Below are 17351 nucleotides of genomic sequence, written 5' to 3' on the forward strand. Positions count from 1 at the left end.
ATGATGTGTCAGCGACTGGATAATTGATTGTCGCGGGTGAAGACGAATTTCTGACGGATGCGCTGCGAGCTGTATTGCTGCGCGAGCGAGGCCGGGAACGGCGGATAGGGCGCGGCCAGTTCGACGATGCGGCGGGCGGCGTCATCGAGCACATCGAAACCGGAACTGCGCAGCACGCGGACTTCGCGCAGGCCGCCGTCGGCTGCAATCAGCACTTCCAGCGTGACCGCGCCGTGAATATTCTGACGGCGCGCGGTTTCCGGATAATTGAGGTTGCCGATGCGCTCCACTTTCAGCCGCCAGTCTTCCTGATAGCGGGCCCAGGGGTAGCCGCGCGCGCTTTCCGCCAGCCGGCCTTGCTTGCCGCCACTTTCCTGCTGCTGATCGGCCAGTCCGCTGTCGCCCAGTTGCCGGCTCAGGTCGCCGACTTGCGCCAGCAGGCTGCCGGCGCTGACGTGGCCGACGTTGCCGGATTGCGCTGGCGGCAGCGCCGGTTTTTTGCCGGTGTCCGGTGGCCGGGTAATGGTCTGCTGTCGCGGCGAGGCGTCGGCGGGTTCGGGGGTGCCGGGATCCACTGGCGCGGCCGGCGGTTTGGCGCGGTGGCTGGCCAGCCGGTCGGTTTGCGCGCTGTTGCCGGCGCCCAGATTGTTTTGTTCCGCCAGTCGGCGGGTCTTGGGCACGGTCCGGCTGGGCGCCTGGTTCAATTGCACATTGATGATCTGGACCGAGGCCGGCGCCGGCGGGCTCGAGCGCGGCCGGATTTCCAGGCTGAACAGCAGCGCATGAACCAGCAGCGAGGCAAACAGCGTCGTGGCCAAGGGCAGCATGGCTGCGTTGGACGACGAGGGCGAAAGCGGACTAGTGGACATGGTGGCTGATCTTTTACCGGGTAGGCGGAGCGCCGACAGATGCCGCCGCAGGCGGGGCGCGCGCTGCTGAAAGTGTAGCACGATGGCAAGCAAAAACGCCGCGTGGAGCGCGGCGTCGGGCAGAGGGCGTTGCGGCCTATTATTTTTCCAGCAGGCTGCGCAGCATCCAGGCGGTTTTTTCATGCACTTGCAGGCGCTGGGTCAGCAAGTCGGCGCTGGGCTCGTCGCCGGCGCGGTCAACCACGGCGAAAATGCTGCGCGCGGTGCGACATACGGTTTCATGGCCGTCCACCAACTGGCGGATCATTTCCTCAGCCTTGGGCGGGGTGCCGGCGGCTTCCGGGATCGCGGTCAGCTTGGCGTAGTCGGCGTAGCTGCCCGGCGCGTGGTGGCCCAACGCGCGGATGCGCTCGGCCACGGCGTCCACCGCCAGCGCCAGCTCGTTGTACTGGGTTTCGAACATCAGGTGCAGGGTGTTGAACATCGGCCCGGTGACGTTCCAGTGAAAATTGTGAGTCTTCAAGTACAGGGTGTAGGTGTCGGCCAGCAGGCGGGACAAGCCGTGGGCGATTTCCTGGCGGTCTTGTTCGTTGATTCCAATATCCATCGCGATATCCTCATAAGTGAAGGGAGAGCGGAGGCCGCAGCCGGCGGTGCCGACGCGGCGGCTTTTCGACTACACTCTCCCGTTTTGCGGGAAAAAGATCATGAAACCCTGGCTGGACTGCAGTAAGGGCACAGTCCGTCTTAGCTTGCATGTTCAGCCCGGCGCCAAGAAGACCGAGGCGGCGGGCGAACACGGCGATTGCCTGAAAATACGTTTGGCGGCGCCGCCGGTGGACGGCAAGGCCAATGCTGCGCTGCTGGCTTGGCTGGCGCAACGCTTCGCCGTGGCCAAACGCGACGTTCAACTGCTGTCCGGCGACAAGAGCCGGCATAAGGTGGTGTTGATTCAGTTCACGGCGACCGACGAGGAGGTCTTGCGGCTGCTGGGCATTCAATGAAGACGCCGGTCCGACGGAGTTTCCTTGTCCACCCGAGTGTATTCACCGTCGATCACGTCATTATCGGCGGAGCTGTGGCCGCCGCCAGCGGCCCCACGAGCGTTGACGGCAATGTTGGGGCCTTTGAAGGGCAATAGCAACAGCACTGCGGCCAGGTCGCTGATGACGCCTGGAATCAGGAACAGCACGCCGGCCAGCAAGTAGCGCAGCGGCCAAAGCAGGGAATACAGCGATACGCGCTCGCCCTGGCGCATCACGCTGCCCAGCGTGAATAGGGCGCCGATTTGCTGGTTGCGCAGCATCCATAGCCCCAGCAGCGAAGACAGCACGACGAAGACGAAGACGGCGAGTCCGCCAAAGCGGTCCGCCAGCGCCACCAGGGCGGCGATTTCTGCGAAGGGGTACAGCAATAACAGGATGAGGAATGTGCGCATGAGCGAGCTGAGTATCCGGTAAGTGGGTGATCGCGATCCGGCGTTTGCGGTCGCCGCCTGATCCCTTGTTATACACATGGGTATGGTCCGGCGACTTTACAAGTCGGGATCTAGCTTATCGTTCGGGCTTAGATGGTTCTTCCCCGTTTTCGGTTCCTGCCGGCTTGAGGTTTTTCACCGCGTGCCAACGTCATTCATGTAAAAAAAAATGCAAAAACCCGTTGACGACCCTGAACTGTTTCATTATAGTTGCGCTCTCTCTTGGGTCGTTAGCTCAGCTGGTAGAGCAGCGGACTTTTAATCCGTTGGTCGCAGGTTCGAATCCCGCACGACCCACCACTCAAAACTTTCTGCGCATACTGGATCGGGTCGTTAGCTCAGCTGGTAGAGCAGCGGACTTTTAATCCGTTGGTCGCAGGTTCGAATCCCGCACGACCCACCAATTTACAGCAATCAGGCCAGTTCGCAAGAACTGGCCTTTTTGTTTTTCGCTGTTCTCCTCGTGTTTCCCCTCTCTGATTAGCGTTGATCGGCCGTCGTGGCGCGCCTTTCTCTCGAGCATGCCGTCGTTATGGTAAATTTGATAATGATTGTAAGAATCATTCGCATTATAATGGCGAGTTAATCGCCTCATCCCGGCGCCCTCGCCGCCGCGCGCAGGCGCCGGGTTCGCATCAAACAGGAAACACGAGCATGACTACCGTTGTCGAGAAAACCCGCACCCAGGATCTGAAAGCCCGCACCCACGAAACCCACGACGCGCTGGACCAGCGCATCATGGCGAATCAGCCGTTCGCCACCCGTGAAAACTACGCGCGCTTCCTGTTGGCGCAATACCGCTTCCTGCGGGATGCAGACGCGCTGTACGACAACCCCGAGCTGGCCCGCTTGTTCCCGGATCTGGCCGAGCGCCGCCGTTACGACAGCATCGCCGCCGATCTGCGGGACCTGGCCCGGGCGCTGCCGGAATTGCGCGAAGCGCCGATCAGCAGCACGCTGGACGTGGCCAGCGCGATGGGCTGGCTCTACGTGGTGGAAGGCTCCAAGCTGGGCGCGGCCATTCTGTACAAGCTGGCCGGCAAATTGGGCCTGGACGAGAATTGCGGCGCCCGCCACCTGGCTGGCCATCCGGATGGCCGCGCCCGCCACTGGCGCGCGTTCACCGCCGCGTTGGACGGCCTGCTGCTGGATGAGGCGGCCGAGCAACGCGTCACCGCCGGCGCCGTGGCCGCTTTCGCCTGCATGAACAGCCACCTGGACCAGGTGTACGCTTGAGCGGGCGGGCGCGGCACCCGGCGGTGCGCTGGCTGTATCTGTGCGCCGGCATGCTGATGCTGGCGCTGGGCGTGATAGGCACCTTGCTGCCGGTGATGCCGACCACGATCTTTCTGATCCTGGCGCTGGCCTGTTTCAGCAAATCGTCTCCGCGGCTGGAGCAGCGTTTGCTCGCGCATCCGCGCTACGGCCCGGCGCTGCGGCTTTGGCGCGAGCAGCGCGTGGTGCCGGTCAAGGCCAAGTGGTTCGCCAGCCTGGGCATGGGCGCGGGGTTCGCCGCCCTGCTGTTGGCGCGGCCGCCGCATTGGGTGCCGTGGCTGGTCGGGGCGATCGAGCTGAGCGTCCTGCTCTACCTGCTGTCGCGGCCATCGCGCGCCGTCGGTTGAGCGTCGGGATTTAGCCAAAATCCGGTGGCCGCGTTAAGCTTGCGTCGTTGAAACCGAAAAACGGGAGCTGAGATGAAAGTGAACGGAATCGCCGCGACGCTGGCGGGCTTGCTATTGTCGATGCCGGCGCTGGCGCAGACGGCGGATGAGCAATTGCTGGCGGCGCAGATGTATTACCAGCAGGTGCGCGGCGCGCAACAGAAAGCCGATGCGCGCTTGACGCAGGCGGAGACGGACAAGGCCAAAGCCGAGCAGCGGCTGGCGGATGCCCAGGCTGGGCTGAGCGGCGCGAATACCGAACTGGAGGCGGCCAAGACCGCTCAAGCGGCGGCGGCGCAGGCCAGCGAGGCGGCCACCAAGGCCTTGAACGAGGCTTGGCAGCGCAAGGAAGGCGGCCAATAACAGCGGCCTTAGGCTTGTTGTGAGAAGCTTCGCGGCGCCAAGTCTCATTCGCCGCGCAGTTGGCGATAGCGGCTGAGGTCGTTCTGGGTTTTCTGGCGAAAAGCCGCCAGTTCCTGTTGCTTGACGGTGATCTGCTTGGCCAGATCCTGTTGTTCGGCCTGCAGCACTTTCAGATTGCGCAGGCTGTTTTGCGGCGGCGCTTGCTTGTTGCGCTGGCTTTGCGCGATGTCTTGCTGGGTATTGCGGACTTGCATCGCCAGTCCTTGGGCGCGCAGCTGCAGCGCGTCCAGCGCGCTTTGCAGCACGGCCTGCTGCTTGGCGCGCTCGGCTTGCAGCTGTTGCAGGCTGGCGTAGCTTTCCACCAGCGCGTTGTCGCGGCGGGTGTTTTCCAAGCGTTGGACGTCGTGTTGTTTTTGCGCGGCCTCGGCGGCTTCGCGCGCCTGGCGCGCGGCGGGGCTTTCCGCCGGCTTGGTGACGGTGCCCTGCTTGGAGAGCTCGGCGACGCCCTGCTGCTGGCTCTGCAGCGGCGGGGAGTCGCTGTAATGCACCTTGCCGGACTCGTCCACCCACTTGTAGAGGCCGCCGGCATTGGCGGCGGTTCCCAGCAGCAGTAGCAGTCCGGCAAGCGTTTTCATCAGTCGTTGACTCCGTATTGCGCCCGGTAGGCGCGCACCGCGTCCAGGTGCGCCGCCAGTTCCGGGCTGTGTTCCAGGAAGCCGAGCAGGTCTTTCAGCGTGGCGATGGCGATGACCGGCAGGCCATGCTGCTGAGCGACTTCCTGCACCGCGGACAACTCACCGCTGCCGCGCTCCATGCGGTCCAGCGCGATGGCCACCCCGGCCGGTTCGGCGCCGGCGGCGCGGATCAGCTGCACCGATTCACGCACCGAGGTGCCGGCCGAGATTACATCGTCTATGATCAGCACCTTGCCTTGCAGCGGCGCCCCCACCAGGGTGCCGCCTTCGCCATGGTCCTTGGCTTCCTTGCGGTTGTAGGCGAAGGGCAGGTTGCGACCTTGCTCGGCCATGGCCATGCACGCGCCGGCTGCCAGGATGATGCCTTTATAGGCCGGGCCGAACAGCATGTCGAACTGCAAGCCGCTTTCCAGTATCGACTTGGCGTAGAAGCGGGACAAGTGCAATGTGGACAGACCGTCGTTGAACAGGCCGGCATTGAAGAAGTAGGGAGACTTGCGGCCGGCCTTGGTGATGAACTCGCCAAACTTCAAAACCTGCTTGTCGAGCGCAAAACGAATAAAATCCTGACGGAAATCGCTCATCATTACTCCTTATTAACTGTTAACTGTTTGAACGGCTGAAAAAATTGCCGGCAAGCATATCACGGGAGACTCTCTTGCTTCGAATCGTTTCCGCCAATTTGAACGGCATCCGTTCCGCCGATAAAAAAGGTTTCTTCGACTGGCTGGCCGGCATGGACGCCGACTTCGTCTGCGTGCAGGAACTGAAGGCCCAGGCCAGCGACTTGTCAGAGCGCATGCGCCAGCCGGATGGGATGACCGGCTATTTCCATTATGCGGAGAAGAAGGGCTATAGCGGCGTTGGCCTGTACACCCGCCATCAGCCGGACGCGGTGGTGGAAGGGCTGGGCGTGGACTGGATCGATGCCGAAGGCCGTTTCCTGCAACTGGATTTCGGCAATCTCAGCGTGATTTCGCTGTATCTGCCATCCGGCTCCAGCAGCGATGAACGCCAGCAAGTGAAATTCGACTTTCTCGACGTGTTCATGCCGCATCTGGAAACACTGCGCGCGGCCGGTCGCGACATCGTGATCTGCGGCGATTGGAACATCGCCCACAATGAGATCGACCTGAAAAACTGGAAGGGCAACCTGAAGAACTCCGGCTTCCTGCCGGAAGAGCGCGCCTGGATGACCGATTTGCTGGGCCGCGTCGGCTGGTGCGACGCCTGGCGCAGCCTGTACCCGGACACGCCGGGCTACACCTGGTGGAGCAATCGCGGTCAGGCTTACGCCAAGGACGTGGGCTGGCGCATCGATTATCACATCGTGACCCCGTCGCTGATGGCGCTGGCGCGCAACGCCTCGGTGTACAAGGACGAGAAGTTTTCCGACCATGCGCCGCTGATCGTCGATTACGAGCGTAGCCTGTGATGTTGGACGAGGACGACATCACCTTGATCACGGTGCCGGGCTGGGGCAACTCCGGGGCGGAGCATTGGCAGACCGCCTGGGAGCGCAGCTATCCGCTGGCGCGCCGGGTGGAGCAGGACGACTGGCTCTACCCGGAATGCGAGGCTTGGGTGGACGGCATCCGGCGCACGCTGGAGCAGGTGCCGGGCCGCTGGATGCTGGCGGCGCACAGCCTAGGCTGCCATGCGGCGGCGGCCTGGCTGCGAACCTTGTCGCTGCGCGAACAGAAGCGGCTGCAAGGGCTGTTGCTGGTGGCGCCGCCGGCCTTGCCGATCAGCGAGATGCGGGCGCGCGCCAGCGGCGAACTGCCGGAGGACGCGCCCTTGCCCGCTTTCGCCGGCTTTAACGCGCCGACGCTGCGCTTGTCCGCGCCGGCCTTATTGGTGGCCAGTCGCGACGACCTGTTCTGCGACATGGCCGAGGCCGAAGCGATGGCGCAAGCCTGGGGCTGTCCCTTGGTCGACGCCGGCGCGCATGGACACCTGGGCAGCGCCGCGCGGCTGGGGCAGTGGCGCTTCGGCCAGGATTTGCTGCAGGAACTGATGCTGGCTTGAGCGGGCTCAGCGCTCAACCGGCCGCGCCGGATCGCTGCACCATTCGCTCCAGGAGCCGGGGTAGAGCCGGCTGCCCGCGAAGCCGGCATGGCTCATCGCCAGCAGATTATGGCAGGCGGTGACGCCGGAGCCGCACTGGTGGACGATGGCGGCTGGATCGAATTCACCGAGCAGTGCCTGCCATTCGGCGCGTAGCTGCTGCGCGCTCTTGAAGCGATTTGCGGCGTCGACGTTGTGCATGAAGAAGCGGTTGGCCGCGCCGGGAATGTGGCCGCCCACCGGGTCCAGCGTCTCGCCTTCGCCGCGGAAGCGCTCGGCGGAGCGGGCATCCACCACGGTGAAGGCGGGCTGCTCTATATTGGTCAGCACGGCTGCGGCGTCGACGCTATCCACCAGCGGCGCGCGGACGGAGAAGCGGCAGGGACGGCGCTGCCCGGCTTCGCTGCTGAGCGCGTGGCCGGCCTGGCTCCAGGCGGCGATGCCGCCGTCGAGCACGGCGACGGAGGGATGGCCGAGCCAACGCAGCAGCCACCAGGCACGGGCGGCGTATTGTCCGGCCACATCGTCGTAGGCGACCACCTGGGTGCCCGGCGTCACGCCGATGGCGCCGAGGTCCACCGCCAGCCGGCTGCCGTCTGGCAAAGGGTGGCGACCGTTGTCGCCGGTCTTGCTGCCGGACAGGTGGTAGTCCAGGTGCAGGTAGTGAGCGCCGGGCAGGTGGCCGGCCTCGTAGGCGGCCAGACCGTAGTCCGGCTGCTCAAGCCGGAAGCGGCAATCCAGGATCACCAGGTTTTCATCGGGCAGAGTGGCCAGTTGTTCGGCGGAAATCAGCGTTTGGTACATGGCATACCTCTTGAATGGAGTCTGGCTGCTCAGCGCAGCAACGTGGCTTGGTAGGACGGGACGCCGGGGACCAGGCGGTAGCTGCCGGCGTCCAGCCGCAGTGTCTCGACACTGCTAGCTCCGTTGCCGTCGACGCGGCGCAGCGCCAGCCAGTGGCGGCCGTCGGCATCCACGCCGTCCACCGGCCAGGCCAGGCCGGATTCGGCGAAGAAGCGGTAGCAGGCCAGATCGGCGCCTTCCAGCCCGTCCGGAACCTGGGTCACCTGGATTTGATAGTTCAGCCAGCAATGGCTGGCGGCGTCGGCTAGTTGTGAGCGCAGTTGTCCGGCCAGGTCTGGCCAGTGGCGTACCGCGCCATCGCGGCGCGCGGCGGCCCAGATCGGGGCGGGAAAGTGGGCGTCGTCTTCGAAGCGCGGAATCACGTGCCAGTGGAGGTGGGGAACCATATTGCCCAGGCTGGCCAGGTTGATCTTGGCCGGCTTTAGAATGTGGCGCAGCGCGGCTTCGGTATATTGGACCCAGTCGAGCAAGTGTAGGCGGTCTTTATCGGAAAGGTCGCTCATCTCGCGGACATGGGCCTTCCAGATCACGCGGCAGAAGCCAGGGTAGCCGGCCTCGTCCACCAACAGCACTCTGAGGCGCTCGTCTTCATGCAGTAGTTGCCCGGCTGGAGCCTGGCACAATTCACAATCCATGGTTGCGGCCTTACTGAAATGTGGAGCGGTCATTGTAACGGTTGCCGTGGGCTTCGGTGAAACCACGGTTCGCTGCTATCATTACAGAAATTATGATTTGAACTATTTATCATGCCTTCTGCCCTAGCCCGCCTGCAGCGGTGTTCAGGCGCTGCGATGGGCAAGAGTGGAGAGCTTGATGACGGATATGATGATTATCTTGGCGCTGATTCTGGCCAGCGCCTTTTTTTCGGTGTCGGAAATTTCGCTGGCGGCTTCGCGCAAGATTCGCTTGCGCCAAATGGTGGACGAAGGCAATGCCAATGCCGAAAAAGTGCTGGCCTTGCAGGAGCATCCCGGCCATTTCTTCACCGTGGTGCAGATAGGCGTCAATGCGGTGGCCATCCTGGGCGGCATCGTCGGCGAAGCGGCGTTCACGCCCTTCTTCGCCCGTGTATTGGGGTTTTTCCTGTCGCCGGAGTTGGCGCAGAGCCTGGGCTTCCTGGCATCCTTCCTGTTGGTGACCAGCTTGTTCATCCTGTTCGCCGACTTGACGCCCAAGCGTCTGGGCATGGTGGCGGCGGAGACGGTGGCGGTGCGCATCGTGCGGCCGATGTTGTTCATGGTGCTGCTGTTCAAGCCGCTGGTGTGGCTGTTCAACGAGTTGTCCGGCCTGTTGCTGCGCCTGGTGGGCATGCCCACCAGCCCGCGCGACGAGATCACCAGTGACGATATTTCGGCGATGATGGACGCTGGCGCCGAAGCCGGCGTGCTGCATCGGCAGGAACATCAGGTCATCGAGAATGTGTTCGAGCTGGAAAGCCGGCTGGTGCCGTCGTCGATGACGCCGCGCGAGAGCATCATCTATTTCACGCTGGACGAGGGGGAGGACAGCATCAAGTCCAAGGTGGCCGAGCAGCCGCATTCCAAGTTCCTGGTGTGCGACAACGGTATCGACAATGTGGTCGGTTACGTCGATTCCAAGGATTTGCTGCGCCGGGTGCTGGCCGGCCGCGCGATCTCGCTGAAGGAGCCGGGCTTGTTGAAGACCGTGCTCTTGATCCCGGATTCCTTGACCCTGTCCGAGTCGCTGGATCAGTTCAAGGGCACGCGCGAGGATTTCGCGGTGATCTTGAATGAATATGCATTCGTCGTTGGCCTGATCACGCTCAATGACGTGATGTCCACGGTGATGGGCGATCTGGTGGGCCAGGGTCAGGAAGAGCAGATCGTCAAGCGCGACGAAAACTCCTGGTTGGTGGACGGCATCACGCCGGTGGAAGATGTATTGCGAGTGCTGGAGATCGATGAGCTGCCGGACGATCAGAACTACGAAACCGTGGCTGGCTTCATGATGTATATGCTGCGCAAGATTCCGCGCCGCACCGATTGCGTGCAATACGCCGGCTACAAGTTCGAGGTGGTGGACATCGACAATCACAAGATCGACCAGATCCTGGTGACGCGGGTGGTGGCCAAGGAGCCGGCGCAGGTTTAAGCGCTTGTACGATCGGTTACATGATTTAACACAGGCCTCACAGACTACGGCGAGGCGGCTTGCATATGATGAATTCAAGGATGCACCAGGACGGTGCCCTGACAACCGATAAGTCGCAGACTTGGAGAATCACCATGAAAAAGATCGCCGCACTGATCCTGGCTTCCGTAATCGGCCTGACTTCCGCCGCCACCTTCGCCGCCGACGCTTCCGGCCCGGCCGCCAAGGCCGCCGCTCCGGCGCACGCCAAGAAGCATCACGCCAAGAAACATCATCATAAGAAGCATGCCAAAAAGGCAGCTTCCACTCCGGCCGCGCAAAAAGCCCAAGCCGCCAAGAAACACGTGAAGAAGCAGCATCACAAAAAAGCGCACGTGAAAAAAGCGGCTTGATTCTGCGGCTACAGGCAGGGTATCGGGAGGAGGCTTCGGCCTCCTCTTTGCATTTCCGGAGCCGTGGGCGATTCCCGTTTCGGATGCCATTGAAAATTTAATGGTTTTGTAGTGGCATGGTTTTATGAAGCCAATGCTATTGCCGTGTTGTTTCTGTCTCAAATTGCCAACAGGCATTCTCAAGTTCCCCTTCTCCGCGGCGCCGCGCTGTAATGCCTGCTGGAAGACTCCCATTTCCACCTTGCCTATGGTGGTTCTTGCGTTAAATTCATTGAAATTCACTTAAATTCAGGCTTGTTCCGGCTTGTTGGAGCCGGCTGTATTGTTGGCGACGTAAGGCAATACTTTTGACCTGTTTTAACTGTTATTAAGGACAGGTTGGTGAAATTTGGGTTGGCAGCGGTGGAGTGATTGCTCGAATCTGATACCACTGTAATACCACATGTCCGAACTAAAACGCCGGCTTGCGGTGCTGCAGCGAGGACAGCATGACGCTGCCGTGATCACTGACAGAATTGAGGAGGTCCGAATGTCGAAGCTTTCGTTGACGTTGTCGGCGCTGTTTGGAGGAGCCGGCTTGTTGTTGAGCAGCGCGGTGGTATTCGCCGCGCCGGCCTGCAATGCGTGGAGCGGTGCGCAGACCTATAACGGCGGCGATTACGCCTTGCACGCCAACAAGACCTGGCGCGCCAAATGGTGGACACAGAACAATCAACCAGGCGCGGATCAATGGGGGCCGTGGGAAGAGCGGCCGGCCAGCGAATGCACACCCGGCGGCGGCGATCCCGGCCCGGGTCCGGGCACCGGCGTGCCGCCGGAACCGACGCCGACCGTGGGCCGCCATGTCGGCTCCTATTTTGCGCAATGGAGCATTTACGGCCGCAATTACAAGCTGCGCAATCTGGTGGACGCAGGCGGCGATAAGAAGCTGACCTTCCTGAATTACGCTTTCGGCAATGTCTACGCCGACGGCAAGTGCGGCATGGTGACTCGCGCCGAGAACGGTAATGGCGACGGTGGCGATGCCTGGGCCGATTACCAGAAATCCTTTGGCGCCAATGAGTCGGTGGATGGCAAGGCCGATAGCTGGAGCGATCCGCTGCGCGGCAACTTCAATCAGCTGCGCAAGCTGAAGCTGGCCAACCCCTCGCTGAAAGTGCTGATTTCGCTGGGCGGCTGGACCTGGTCGAAAAACTTCGGCAAGTTCGCCGCCAGCGACGCCGGCCGCAAGGCCATGGTCGCGTCCTGCATCGATCTGTATCTGAAAGGCAATCTGCCGGTAGGCGAGAATGCCGGTGGCGCCGGCGCGGCCAAGGGCGTGTTCGACGGCATCGACATCGACTGGGAATACCCGGGCGGCGGCGGCTTGCCGAGCAATAGCGTGGATCCCAACGACAAGCAGAACTTCACCTTGCTGATGGCGGAATTCCGCAGCCAGTTGGACGCGTTGACCGCGCAGAACAAGCGCCGCTACTACCTGACCGCGGCGATTGGCTCCGGCGTCGACAAGATCCGCCAGACCGAGCCGGCCAAGTACGCGGCTTATATGGACTGGATCAATGTGATGACTTACGACTTCAACGGCGGCTGGGACGCCAAGGGGCCGACCAACTTCCAGTCCAATCTGTTCCGCGATCCGGCCGCGCCGGTGACTGGCGACCGCGTCTACTACAACGTCAACGACGCGATCCAGACCCTGGTCACCGCCGGCGTGCCCAAGGCCAAGCTGAACGTGGGCATCCCGTTCTATGGCCGCGGCTGGGCCGGCGTGGCGGCGGGAGCCAAGGGCGATGGCCTGTATCAAGTGGCGACCGGAGCCGGCAAGGGCACTTACGAGGCCGGCATCGAGGATTACAAGGTGCTGAAGACGCGTTCCGCCAAGCAGTTCGTGCATCCGGTCAGCAAGCAGTTGTGGACTTACGACGGCAATGAGTTCTGGAGCTACGACGACCCGGCCACCATCCGCACCAAGCTGGATTATGTGCGTCAGCAGCAACTGGGCGGGGTGTTCAGCTGGTCCCTGGACGGCGACGACGCCCAGGGCACTTTGTTGAAGACCACCAGCGAAGTGCGTCAGGACGCCGCCGCGGCCAAGAAGAAGGCGGCGGCCAAGGCCTCGGCCGCATCGCCGTTGAAGTAACAAGGAAGCAGCAAAGAGAAACCGCCGGGCGTGCCCGGCGGTTTTCGTTTAAGCCGCGCCGCTTTCCAACTCGGCGATGCCGCGCACGCGTAAGGGCTTGGGCGTTTCGTCCAGATTGGACCAGACCCAGTTGAAGTGATCGATCACCTGTTCCGCGTTCAGTTGAGGTCGTGGTTTGCAGGTGTGAGCGTCGGCGATCAGGGTCACGCTGTATTCCTGTGACATCGCCGAGCGCAGCGTGCTGTCCACGCAGAACTCGGTGGCGGAGCCGGCCAGCCACAGCTCGTCGATATCGTCGCCGCGCAGCAGCTCGGTCAGCGTGGTGTGCTGGAAGCTATCGCTGAAGCGTTTGTGCACCACGGCATCGCCATCCTGCCGCGCTAGCGCCGGATGCAGCTGCCAGGCCTCGCTGTCGCGCGCCAGATCGCTGCCGGGGCCGCTGTCGTGCTGGATGAAGATCACCGGCATGCGTTGGCGGCGCGCCAGCGCGATGGCGCGGTTGAGATTGGCCAGCACGGCGTCGGCGCGGCCGGCGCGGGGCTGGCCTTCGATCTGGCCGTATTGCACGTCGATGATGATCAACGCTTTATTGCCCATGGGTTGTTCTCCAACCTTAGAACGTGTTTACGATCTTGCGAGCTAAGGCGAGACAAGGCGGAAACGAGCGAAAAAGCGGAATGTACAGGTGGTACATGAGCACTGAGCTTGGTTTCAACGCCCATTTCTATCCATCCCGCCGACGCGCAGCAGATCGTAAACAGGTTCTTACAGCAGCACGCGTTCGATGCCGCCATCGCGCGCCTGATCCACATACTGCTTCAACCAGTTCGGCCCCAGCACATGCTTGGCGATTTCCACCACGATGTAGTCGGCTTCGGTGCCGGTGTCCGGGCTGTAGCGCGACAGGCCTTGCAGACAGGACGGGCAGGAGGTCAGGATCTTCACTGGCTGGGCAGGCTTGGCGCCACCGGTCAGTGCCTGCAGGTTCTTGTTGATTTCCTCTTCCTTGCGCGAGCGCACCTGAGTGGCGATGTCCGGCCGGCTGGCGGCGAAGGTGCCTGATTCGCCGCAGCAGCGGTCTGACAGCGCCACGCCGCCGCCCAGCAGCTCGTTGACCACCTTCATCGGCTGATAGGCCTTCATCGGCGTGTGGCAGGGATCGTGATACAGGTATTGCTGGCCGCCGACGCCGTCCAGCTTGACGCCCTTCTCCATCAGGTATTCATGGATGTCGATGATGCGGCAGCCCGGGAAGATGTCCTCGAAGCGGTATTGCGACAACTGGTCGTAGCAGGTGCCGCAGCTGACCACCACGGTCTTGATGTCCAGGTAGTTCAGCGTGGTGGCCACGCGGTGGAACAGCACCCGGTTCTCGGTGGTGATCGCGTCGCCCTTGTCCTGATAGCCGGCGCTGGTCTGCGGATAGCCGCAGCACAGATAGCCGGGAGGCAGCACCGTCTGCGCGCCGACATGCCACAGCATGGCCTGGGTGGCGAGGCCAACCTGGCTGAACAGGCGCTCCGAGCCGCAGCCGGGGAAGTAGAACACCGCTTCCGCGTCTTCCGACAGCTTGGGGTTGCGGATGATGGGCACGATGCTGGCGTCTTCCACGTCCAGCAGCGCGCGCGCGGTTTTCTTGGGCAGGCCGCCGGGCATGGGCTTGTTGATGAAGTGGATCACCTGCTCCTTGACCGGCGCCTTGCCGACGGTGGCCGGCGGTTGCCGGGTCTGGGAGCCTATCAAGCCCAGGCGCTTGCCCACCGCGTTGCCCAGCCGCTGCGCCTTGTAGGCGACGCCGACCAGGCTGGTGCGCAGGGCCTTGATGGTGGCCGGGTCCTTGGCGGTGAGAAAGGCCATGCCGACGGCGGTGCCGGGGTTGAAACTCTTGTTGCCGGTCTTGCGCAGGAAGTTGCGCATCGCCACCGAAACATCGCCGAAGTCGATCTTGACCGGGCAGGGCTTGACGCAGCGGTGGCAGACCGTGCAATGGTCGGCGACATCGGACAATTCCTCGAAATGCTTGAGGCTGACGCCGCGGCGGGTCTGCTCTTCGTAGAGGAAGGCCTCGGTCAGCAGGCCGACGCCGAGAATCTTGTTGCGCGGCGAGTACAGCAGATTGGCGCGCGGCACATGGGTGGAGCACACCGGTTTGCACTTGCCGCAGCGCAGGCAGTCCTTGATCGAATCGCTGATCGCGCCGATGTCGGATTGTTCCAGGATCAGCGATTCCGCGCCCAGCAAGGAGAAGGACGGCGTATAAGCCATGGCCAGGTCGGCGCCGGGCAGCAGCTTGCCGCGGTTGAAGTGGCCGTTGGGGTCCACTTGCTGCTTGTAGGCGCGGAAGGGGGCGATTTCCTCCTCGCTGAGGAATTCCAGCTTGGTGATGCCGATGCCGTGCTCGCCGGAAATCACTCCGCCCAAGGAGCGCGCCAGCGCCATGATGCGCTCCACCGCCTTGTGCGCGCTTTGCAGCATCTCGTAATCGTCGGAGTTGACCGGCAGGTTGGTGTGGACGTTGCCGTCGCCGGCATGCATGTGCAGCGCGACAAACACGCGGCTGCGCAGCACTTTTTGCTGGATGGCGCGGATGGCGGCCAGGATGGGGCCGTCGGTGTTGCCGGAGAACAGTTGCTCCAGTTCGGCCTGCATTTCGCGCTTCCAGCTGACGCGCACGACCATGTCGCGCAGCGCGTGAAACACCGAGGCTGGCGTTGCCGCGGCGTCTTCCAGCGGCGCGTGCGGCCAGCGCTCGCGGTATTCGTGGAAGGGACGGTCAAGGTGTTCCAACAGCCACTGCCAGCGGTCGCGGGTGATGGCGAGCTGGGACAGCGCCGAGGCGCGGCGGTCGCCGATCAGTTCTTCCGATGGCAGATTGGTGTCCAGCTTGTCCACCGGCAGCCGGCCGTGGAAATACTCGGTCAAGGTATCGAGCAGGCGCAGCTTGTTCTGGATCGACAGCTCGATATTGATGCGTTCGATGCCGTCGCTGTAATCGCCCAGCCGCGGCAGCGGGATCACCACGTCTTCGTTGATCTTGAAGGCGTTGGTGTGCTTGGCGATGGCGGCGGTGCGGCTGCGGTCCAGCCAGAAGCGCTTGCGCGTTTCCGGGGTGATGGCGATGAAGCCTTCGCCGTGACGCGCGTTGGCCAGCCGCACCACTTGGCTGGCGGCTTCCGCCACCGCGTCCTCGTGGTCCGACACCAGGTCGGCGATCAGCACCATCTTGGGTCGGCCCTTGCTCTTGGCCTTGGTCACATAGGACACCGCGCGCACATAGCGCCAGTCCAGGTGTTCGAGGCCGGCCAGCTGCACGCCGGCGGCCAGCGCCGTGCCGCCGGGCTTGAACAGATCGGTGATTTCGACGATGGCCGGCGTGGCTTCGGCCACGGTGCCGAAGAATTCCAGGCAGACGGTGCGTATATGCGCGGGCATGCGATGCAGCACGAAGCGGGCGCTGGTGATGATGCCGTCGCAGCCTTCCTTCTGCACGCCGGGCAGGCCGGCCAGGAATTTGTCGGTGACGTCCTTTCCCAGGCCCACTTTGCGGAAGGCGCTGCCGGGGATGTCCAGCTGGCGGCTGGACACCACGGTCTGGCCGTCGTCCTTGAGCTGGCTGACGCGGAAGCGGGCGACGTCGACATCGTGGATCTTGCCGTAGTTGTGCTCCAGGCGTTCGATGAACTGCCATTGGCCGTTGGCGTCCACCATTTTCCAGCTGGCGAGGTTGTCCAGCGTGGTGCCCCATAGCACCGCCTTCTTGCCGCCGGCGTTCATCGCGATATTGCCGCCGATACAGGAGGCCTCGGCCGAGGTGGGGTCCACCGCGAACACCAGGCCGGCGGCGGAGGCGGCCTCGGCGACGCGGGCGGTGACCACGCCGGCGCCGCATTGTATGGTGGCGCGGAGGCCGTTCAGGCCGGGCAGTTCGATCTGTTCGACGCCGAGGTGGCGGTCCAGCTTTTCGGTGTTGATCACCGCGCTCATGCGGTCCAGCGGCACCGCGCCGCCGGTGTAGCCGGTGCCGCCGCCGCGCGGAATGATGGTCAGGCCCAGCTCGATACAGGCGCGCACCAGCGGCGCGATTTCGGCCTCGCTGTCCGGGCTCAGCACCACGAACGGATATTCGACGCGCCAGTCGGTGGCGTCGGTGACGTGGGCGACGCGGGACAGGCCGTCGAACTGGATATTGTCGCGGCGGGTGAGCCGGGACAGCTTCTTCAGGATCTTGGCGCGCAGCTCGCGAGTATCCTCGAACTGTTCGGCGAAGCGCTCGACGGCGGCGCGCGCCGCGGTCAGCATCTTGCCCACCTTGTCATTGCCTTCGCGGCGTTTTTCCACTTCGGCCAGCCGGTGGCGCATCGCGTCCACCAAGGCCGCCAGCCGCTTGGGATTGTCCAGCAGGTCGTCGACCAGATAGGGGTTGCGGTCCACCACCCAGATATCGCCCAAGACCTCGAACAGCATGCGGGCGGAGCGGCCGGTCTTGCGCTCGGCGCGCAGCTCCTCCAGCAGTTTCCACATCGGCTCGCCCAGCAGGCGGATGAAGATTTCGCGATCGGAGTACGAGGTGTAGTTGTACGGGATCTCCCGCACACGGGCTTGGGTGGTGGTGGTCATTGTCCGTGCAGCTGTCATTATTGGAAAAACGTCCACCAGTGTAGCCCAATTGTTGCGTTGCGAAAAACCCGTATTCGCTAGGGATTTCCCTCTT

The 17351-nt window shown here is 63.1% G+C and carries 18 protein-coding genes and 2 tRNA genes; 11 read left to right on the top strand and 9 right to left on the bottom strand.

All coding sequences use genetic code 11. The annotated features are described in order from the left end of the window. Positions 1 to 8 precede the first annotated feature (8 nt). Positions 9 to 869, bottom strand: a complete 861-nt coding sequence (locus tag ACE3QM_RS11555) for an energy transducer TonB (RefSeq protein ID WP_048408287.1) — start codon at positions 867 to 869, stop codon at positions 9 to 11. A gap of 139 nt (positions 870 to 1008) precedes the next feature. Next, positions 1009 to 1476, bottom strand: coding sequence for a Dps family protein (locus ACE3QM_RS11560; protein WP_048408286.1), 468 nt, complete (start codon positions 1474 to 1476; stop codon positions 1009 to 1011). Positions 1477 to 1576: 100 nt separating this feature from the next. Here ACE3QM_RS11560 and ACE3QM_RS11565 point away from each other — a divergent pair, with 100 nt between their 5' ends. Then, complete coding sequence (locus tag ACE3QM_RS11565; RefSeq protein ID WP_048408285.1) at positions 1577 to 1873, top strand: DUF167 domain-containing protein; 297 nt, start codon at positions 1577 to 1579, stop codon at positions 1871 to 1873. On the opposite strand, the gene ACE3QM_RS11570 is transcribed toward ACE3QM_RS11565, so the two are convergent. Next, positions 1867 to 2307 carry an FxsA family protein gene (locus tag ACE3QM_RS11570; protein WP_374421995.1) on the bottom strand — a complete coding sequence of 147 codons (441 nt, stop codon included), beginning with the start codon at positions 2305 to 2307 and terminating at the stop codon, positions 1867 to 1869. The two genes, ACE3QM_RS11565 and ACE3QM_RS11570, sit on opposite strands and share 7 nt — an antisense overlap. Positions 2308 to 2570: 263 nt before the next feature. Here ACE3QM_RS11570 and ACE3QM_RS11575 point away from each other — a divergent pair. The 5 genes from ACE3QM_RS11575 to ACE3QM_RS11595 all read left to right on the top strand — a co-directional run bounded on the left by ACE3QM_RS11575 (position 2571) and on the right by ACE3QM_RS11595 (position 4370). Continuing rightward, a tRNA-Lys gene (locus ACE3QM_RS11575) sits at positions 2571 to 2646 on the top strand. Between the two features lie 27 nt (positions 2647 to 2673). Beyond that, positions 2674 to 2749, top strand: a tRNA-Lys gene (locus tag ACE3QM_RS11580). Between the two features lie 251 nt (positions 2750 to 3000). Next, complete coding sequence (locus tag ACE3QM_RS11585; protein WP_374421997.1) at positions 3001 to 3582, top strand: biliverdin-producing heme oxygenase; 582 nt, start codon at positions 3001 to 3003, stop codon at positions 3580 to 3582. Further along, entirely contained in the window at positions 3579 to 3968 is a 390-nt protein-coding gene (locus tag ACE3QM_RS11590; protein ID WP_374421999.1) for a YbaN family protein, read from the top strand. Before ACE3QM_RS11585 ends, ACE3QM_RS11590 begins: the two co-directional genes overlap by 4 nt. Before the next feature lie 72 nt (positions 3969 to 4040). Then, positions 4041 to 4370, top strand: a complete 330-nt coding sequence (locus tag ACE3QM_RS11595) for a hypothetical protein (RefSeq protein WP_374422001.1) — start codon at positions 4041 to 4043, stop codon at positions 4368 to 4370. A gap of 44 nt (positions 4371 to 4414) precedes the next feature. Here the strand turns inward: ACE3QM_RS11595 and ACE3QM_RS11600 are convergent, their stop codons facing one another. Together ACE3QM_RS11600 and pyrE are read right to left on the bottom strand one after the other, a co-directional pair. Further along, positions 4415 to 5005 carry a DUF4124 domain-containing protein gene (locus ACE3QM_RS11600; protein WP_048408281.1) on the bottom strand — a complete coding sequence of 197 codons (591 nt, stop codon included), beginning with the start codon at positions 5003 to 5005 and terminating at the stop codon, positions 4415 to 4417. Next, positions 5005 to 5649, bottom strand: coding sequence for an orotate phosphoribosyltransferase (pyrE, locus tag ACE3QM_RS11605; RefSeq protein ID WP_048408280.1), 645 nt, complete (start codon positions 5647 to 5649; stop codon positions 5005 to 5007). Before pyrE ends, ACE3QM_RS11600 begins: the two co-directional genes overlap by 1 nt. Positions 5650 to 5723: 74 nt before the next feature. Between pyrE and ACE3QM_RS11610 the strand changes: the two genes are divergently transcribed. Together ACE3QM_RS11610 and ACE3QM_RS11615 are read left to right on the top strand one after the other, a co-directional pair. After that, positions 5724 to 6500: an exodeoxyribonuclease III gene (locus ACE3QM_RS11610; protein ID WP_374422004.1), complete on the top strand. Its 777-nt coding sequence runs from the start codon at positions 5724 to 5726 to the stop codon at positions 6498 to 6500. Next, on the top strand, positions 6500 to 7093 hold the full coding sequence (locus ACE3QM_RS11615) for an RBBP9/YdeN family alpha/beta hydrolase (RefSeq protein WP_374422007.1): 594 nt from the start codon (positions 6500 to 6502) through the stop codon (positions 7091 to 7093). The genes ACE3QM_RS11610 and ACE3QM_RS11615 overlap by 1 nt, the downstream gene beginning before the upstream one ends. 6 nt (positions 7094 to 7099) lie before the next feature. Here the strand turns inward: ACE3QM_RS11615 and ACE3QM_RS11620 are convergent, their stop codons facing one another. Next, positions 7100 to 7936 carry a sulfurtransferase gene (locus ACE3QM_RS11620; protein ID WP_374422009.1) on the bottom strand — a complete coding sequence of 279 codons (837 nt, stop codon included), beginning with the start codon at positions 7934 to 7936 and terminating at the stop codon, positions 7100 to 7102. A gap of 29 nt (positions 7937 to 7965) precedes the next feature. After that, a complete protein-coding gene (locus ACE3QM_RS11625) occupies positions 7966 to 8631 on the bottom strand; it encodes an HIT family protein (protein WP_374422011.1) in 666 nt (221 codons plus the stop codon). Positions 8632 to 8809: 178 nt separating this feature from the next. Here ACE3QM_RS11625 and ACE3QM_RS11630 point away from each other — a divergent pair, with 178 nt between their 5' ends. From ACE3QM_RS11630 to ACE3QM_RS11640, 3 genes are all read left to right on the top strand, one after another. Further along, a complete protein-coding gene (locus tag ACE3QM_RS11630; RefSeq protein ID WP_231580947.1) occupies positions 8810 to 10108 on the top strand; it encodes a hemolysin family protein in 1299 nt (432 codons plus the stop codon). A 134-nt stretch (positions 10109 to 10242) separates the two neighbouring features. Further along, complete coding sequence (locus tag ACE3QM_RS11635) at positions 10243 to 10500, top strand: hypothetical protein (RefSeq protein WP_231463700.1); 258 nt, start codon at positions 10243 to 10245, stop codon at positions 10498 to 10500. Between the two features lie 529 nt (positions 10501 to 11029). Further along, entirely contained in the window at positions 11030 to 12640 is a 1611-nt protein-coding gene (locus ACE3QM_RS11640) for a glycosyl hydrolase family 18 protein (RefSeq protein ID WP_374422015.1), read from the top strand. 48 nt (positions 12641 to 12688) lie between these two features. Here ACE3QM_RS11640 and ACE3QM_RS11645 read toward each other — a convergent pair whose 3' ends face one another. Further along, on the bottom strand, positions 12689 to 13237 hold the full coding sequence (locus ACE3QM_RS11645; protein WP_374422017.1) for a cysteine hydrolase family protein: 549 nt from the start codon (positions 13235 to 13237) through the stop codon (positions 12689 to 12691). Positions 13238 to 13405: 168 nt separating this feature from the next. Beyond that, positions 13406 to 17257 carry a DUF3683 domain-containing protein gene (locus ACE3QM_RS11650; protein WP_374422019.1) on the bottom strand — a complete coding sequence of 1284 codons (3852 nt, stop codon included), beginning with the start codon at positions 17255 to 17257 and terminating at the stop codon, positions 13406 to 13408. Between the last annotated feature and the right edge of the window lie 94 nt (positions 17258 to 17351).

It is taken from the genome of Chromobacterium sp. (genome assembly GCF_041912965.1).
In the GTDB taxonomy this organism is placed as follows: Bacteria; Pseudomonadota; Gammaproteobacteria; order Burkholderiales; family Chromobacteriaceae; genus Chromobacterium; species Chromobacterium aquaticum.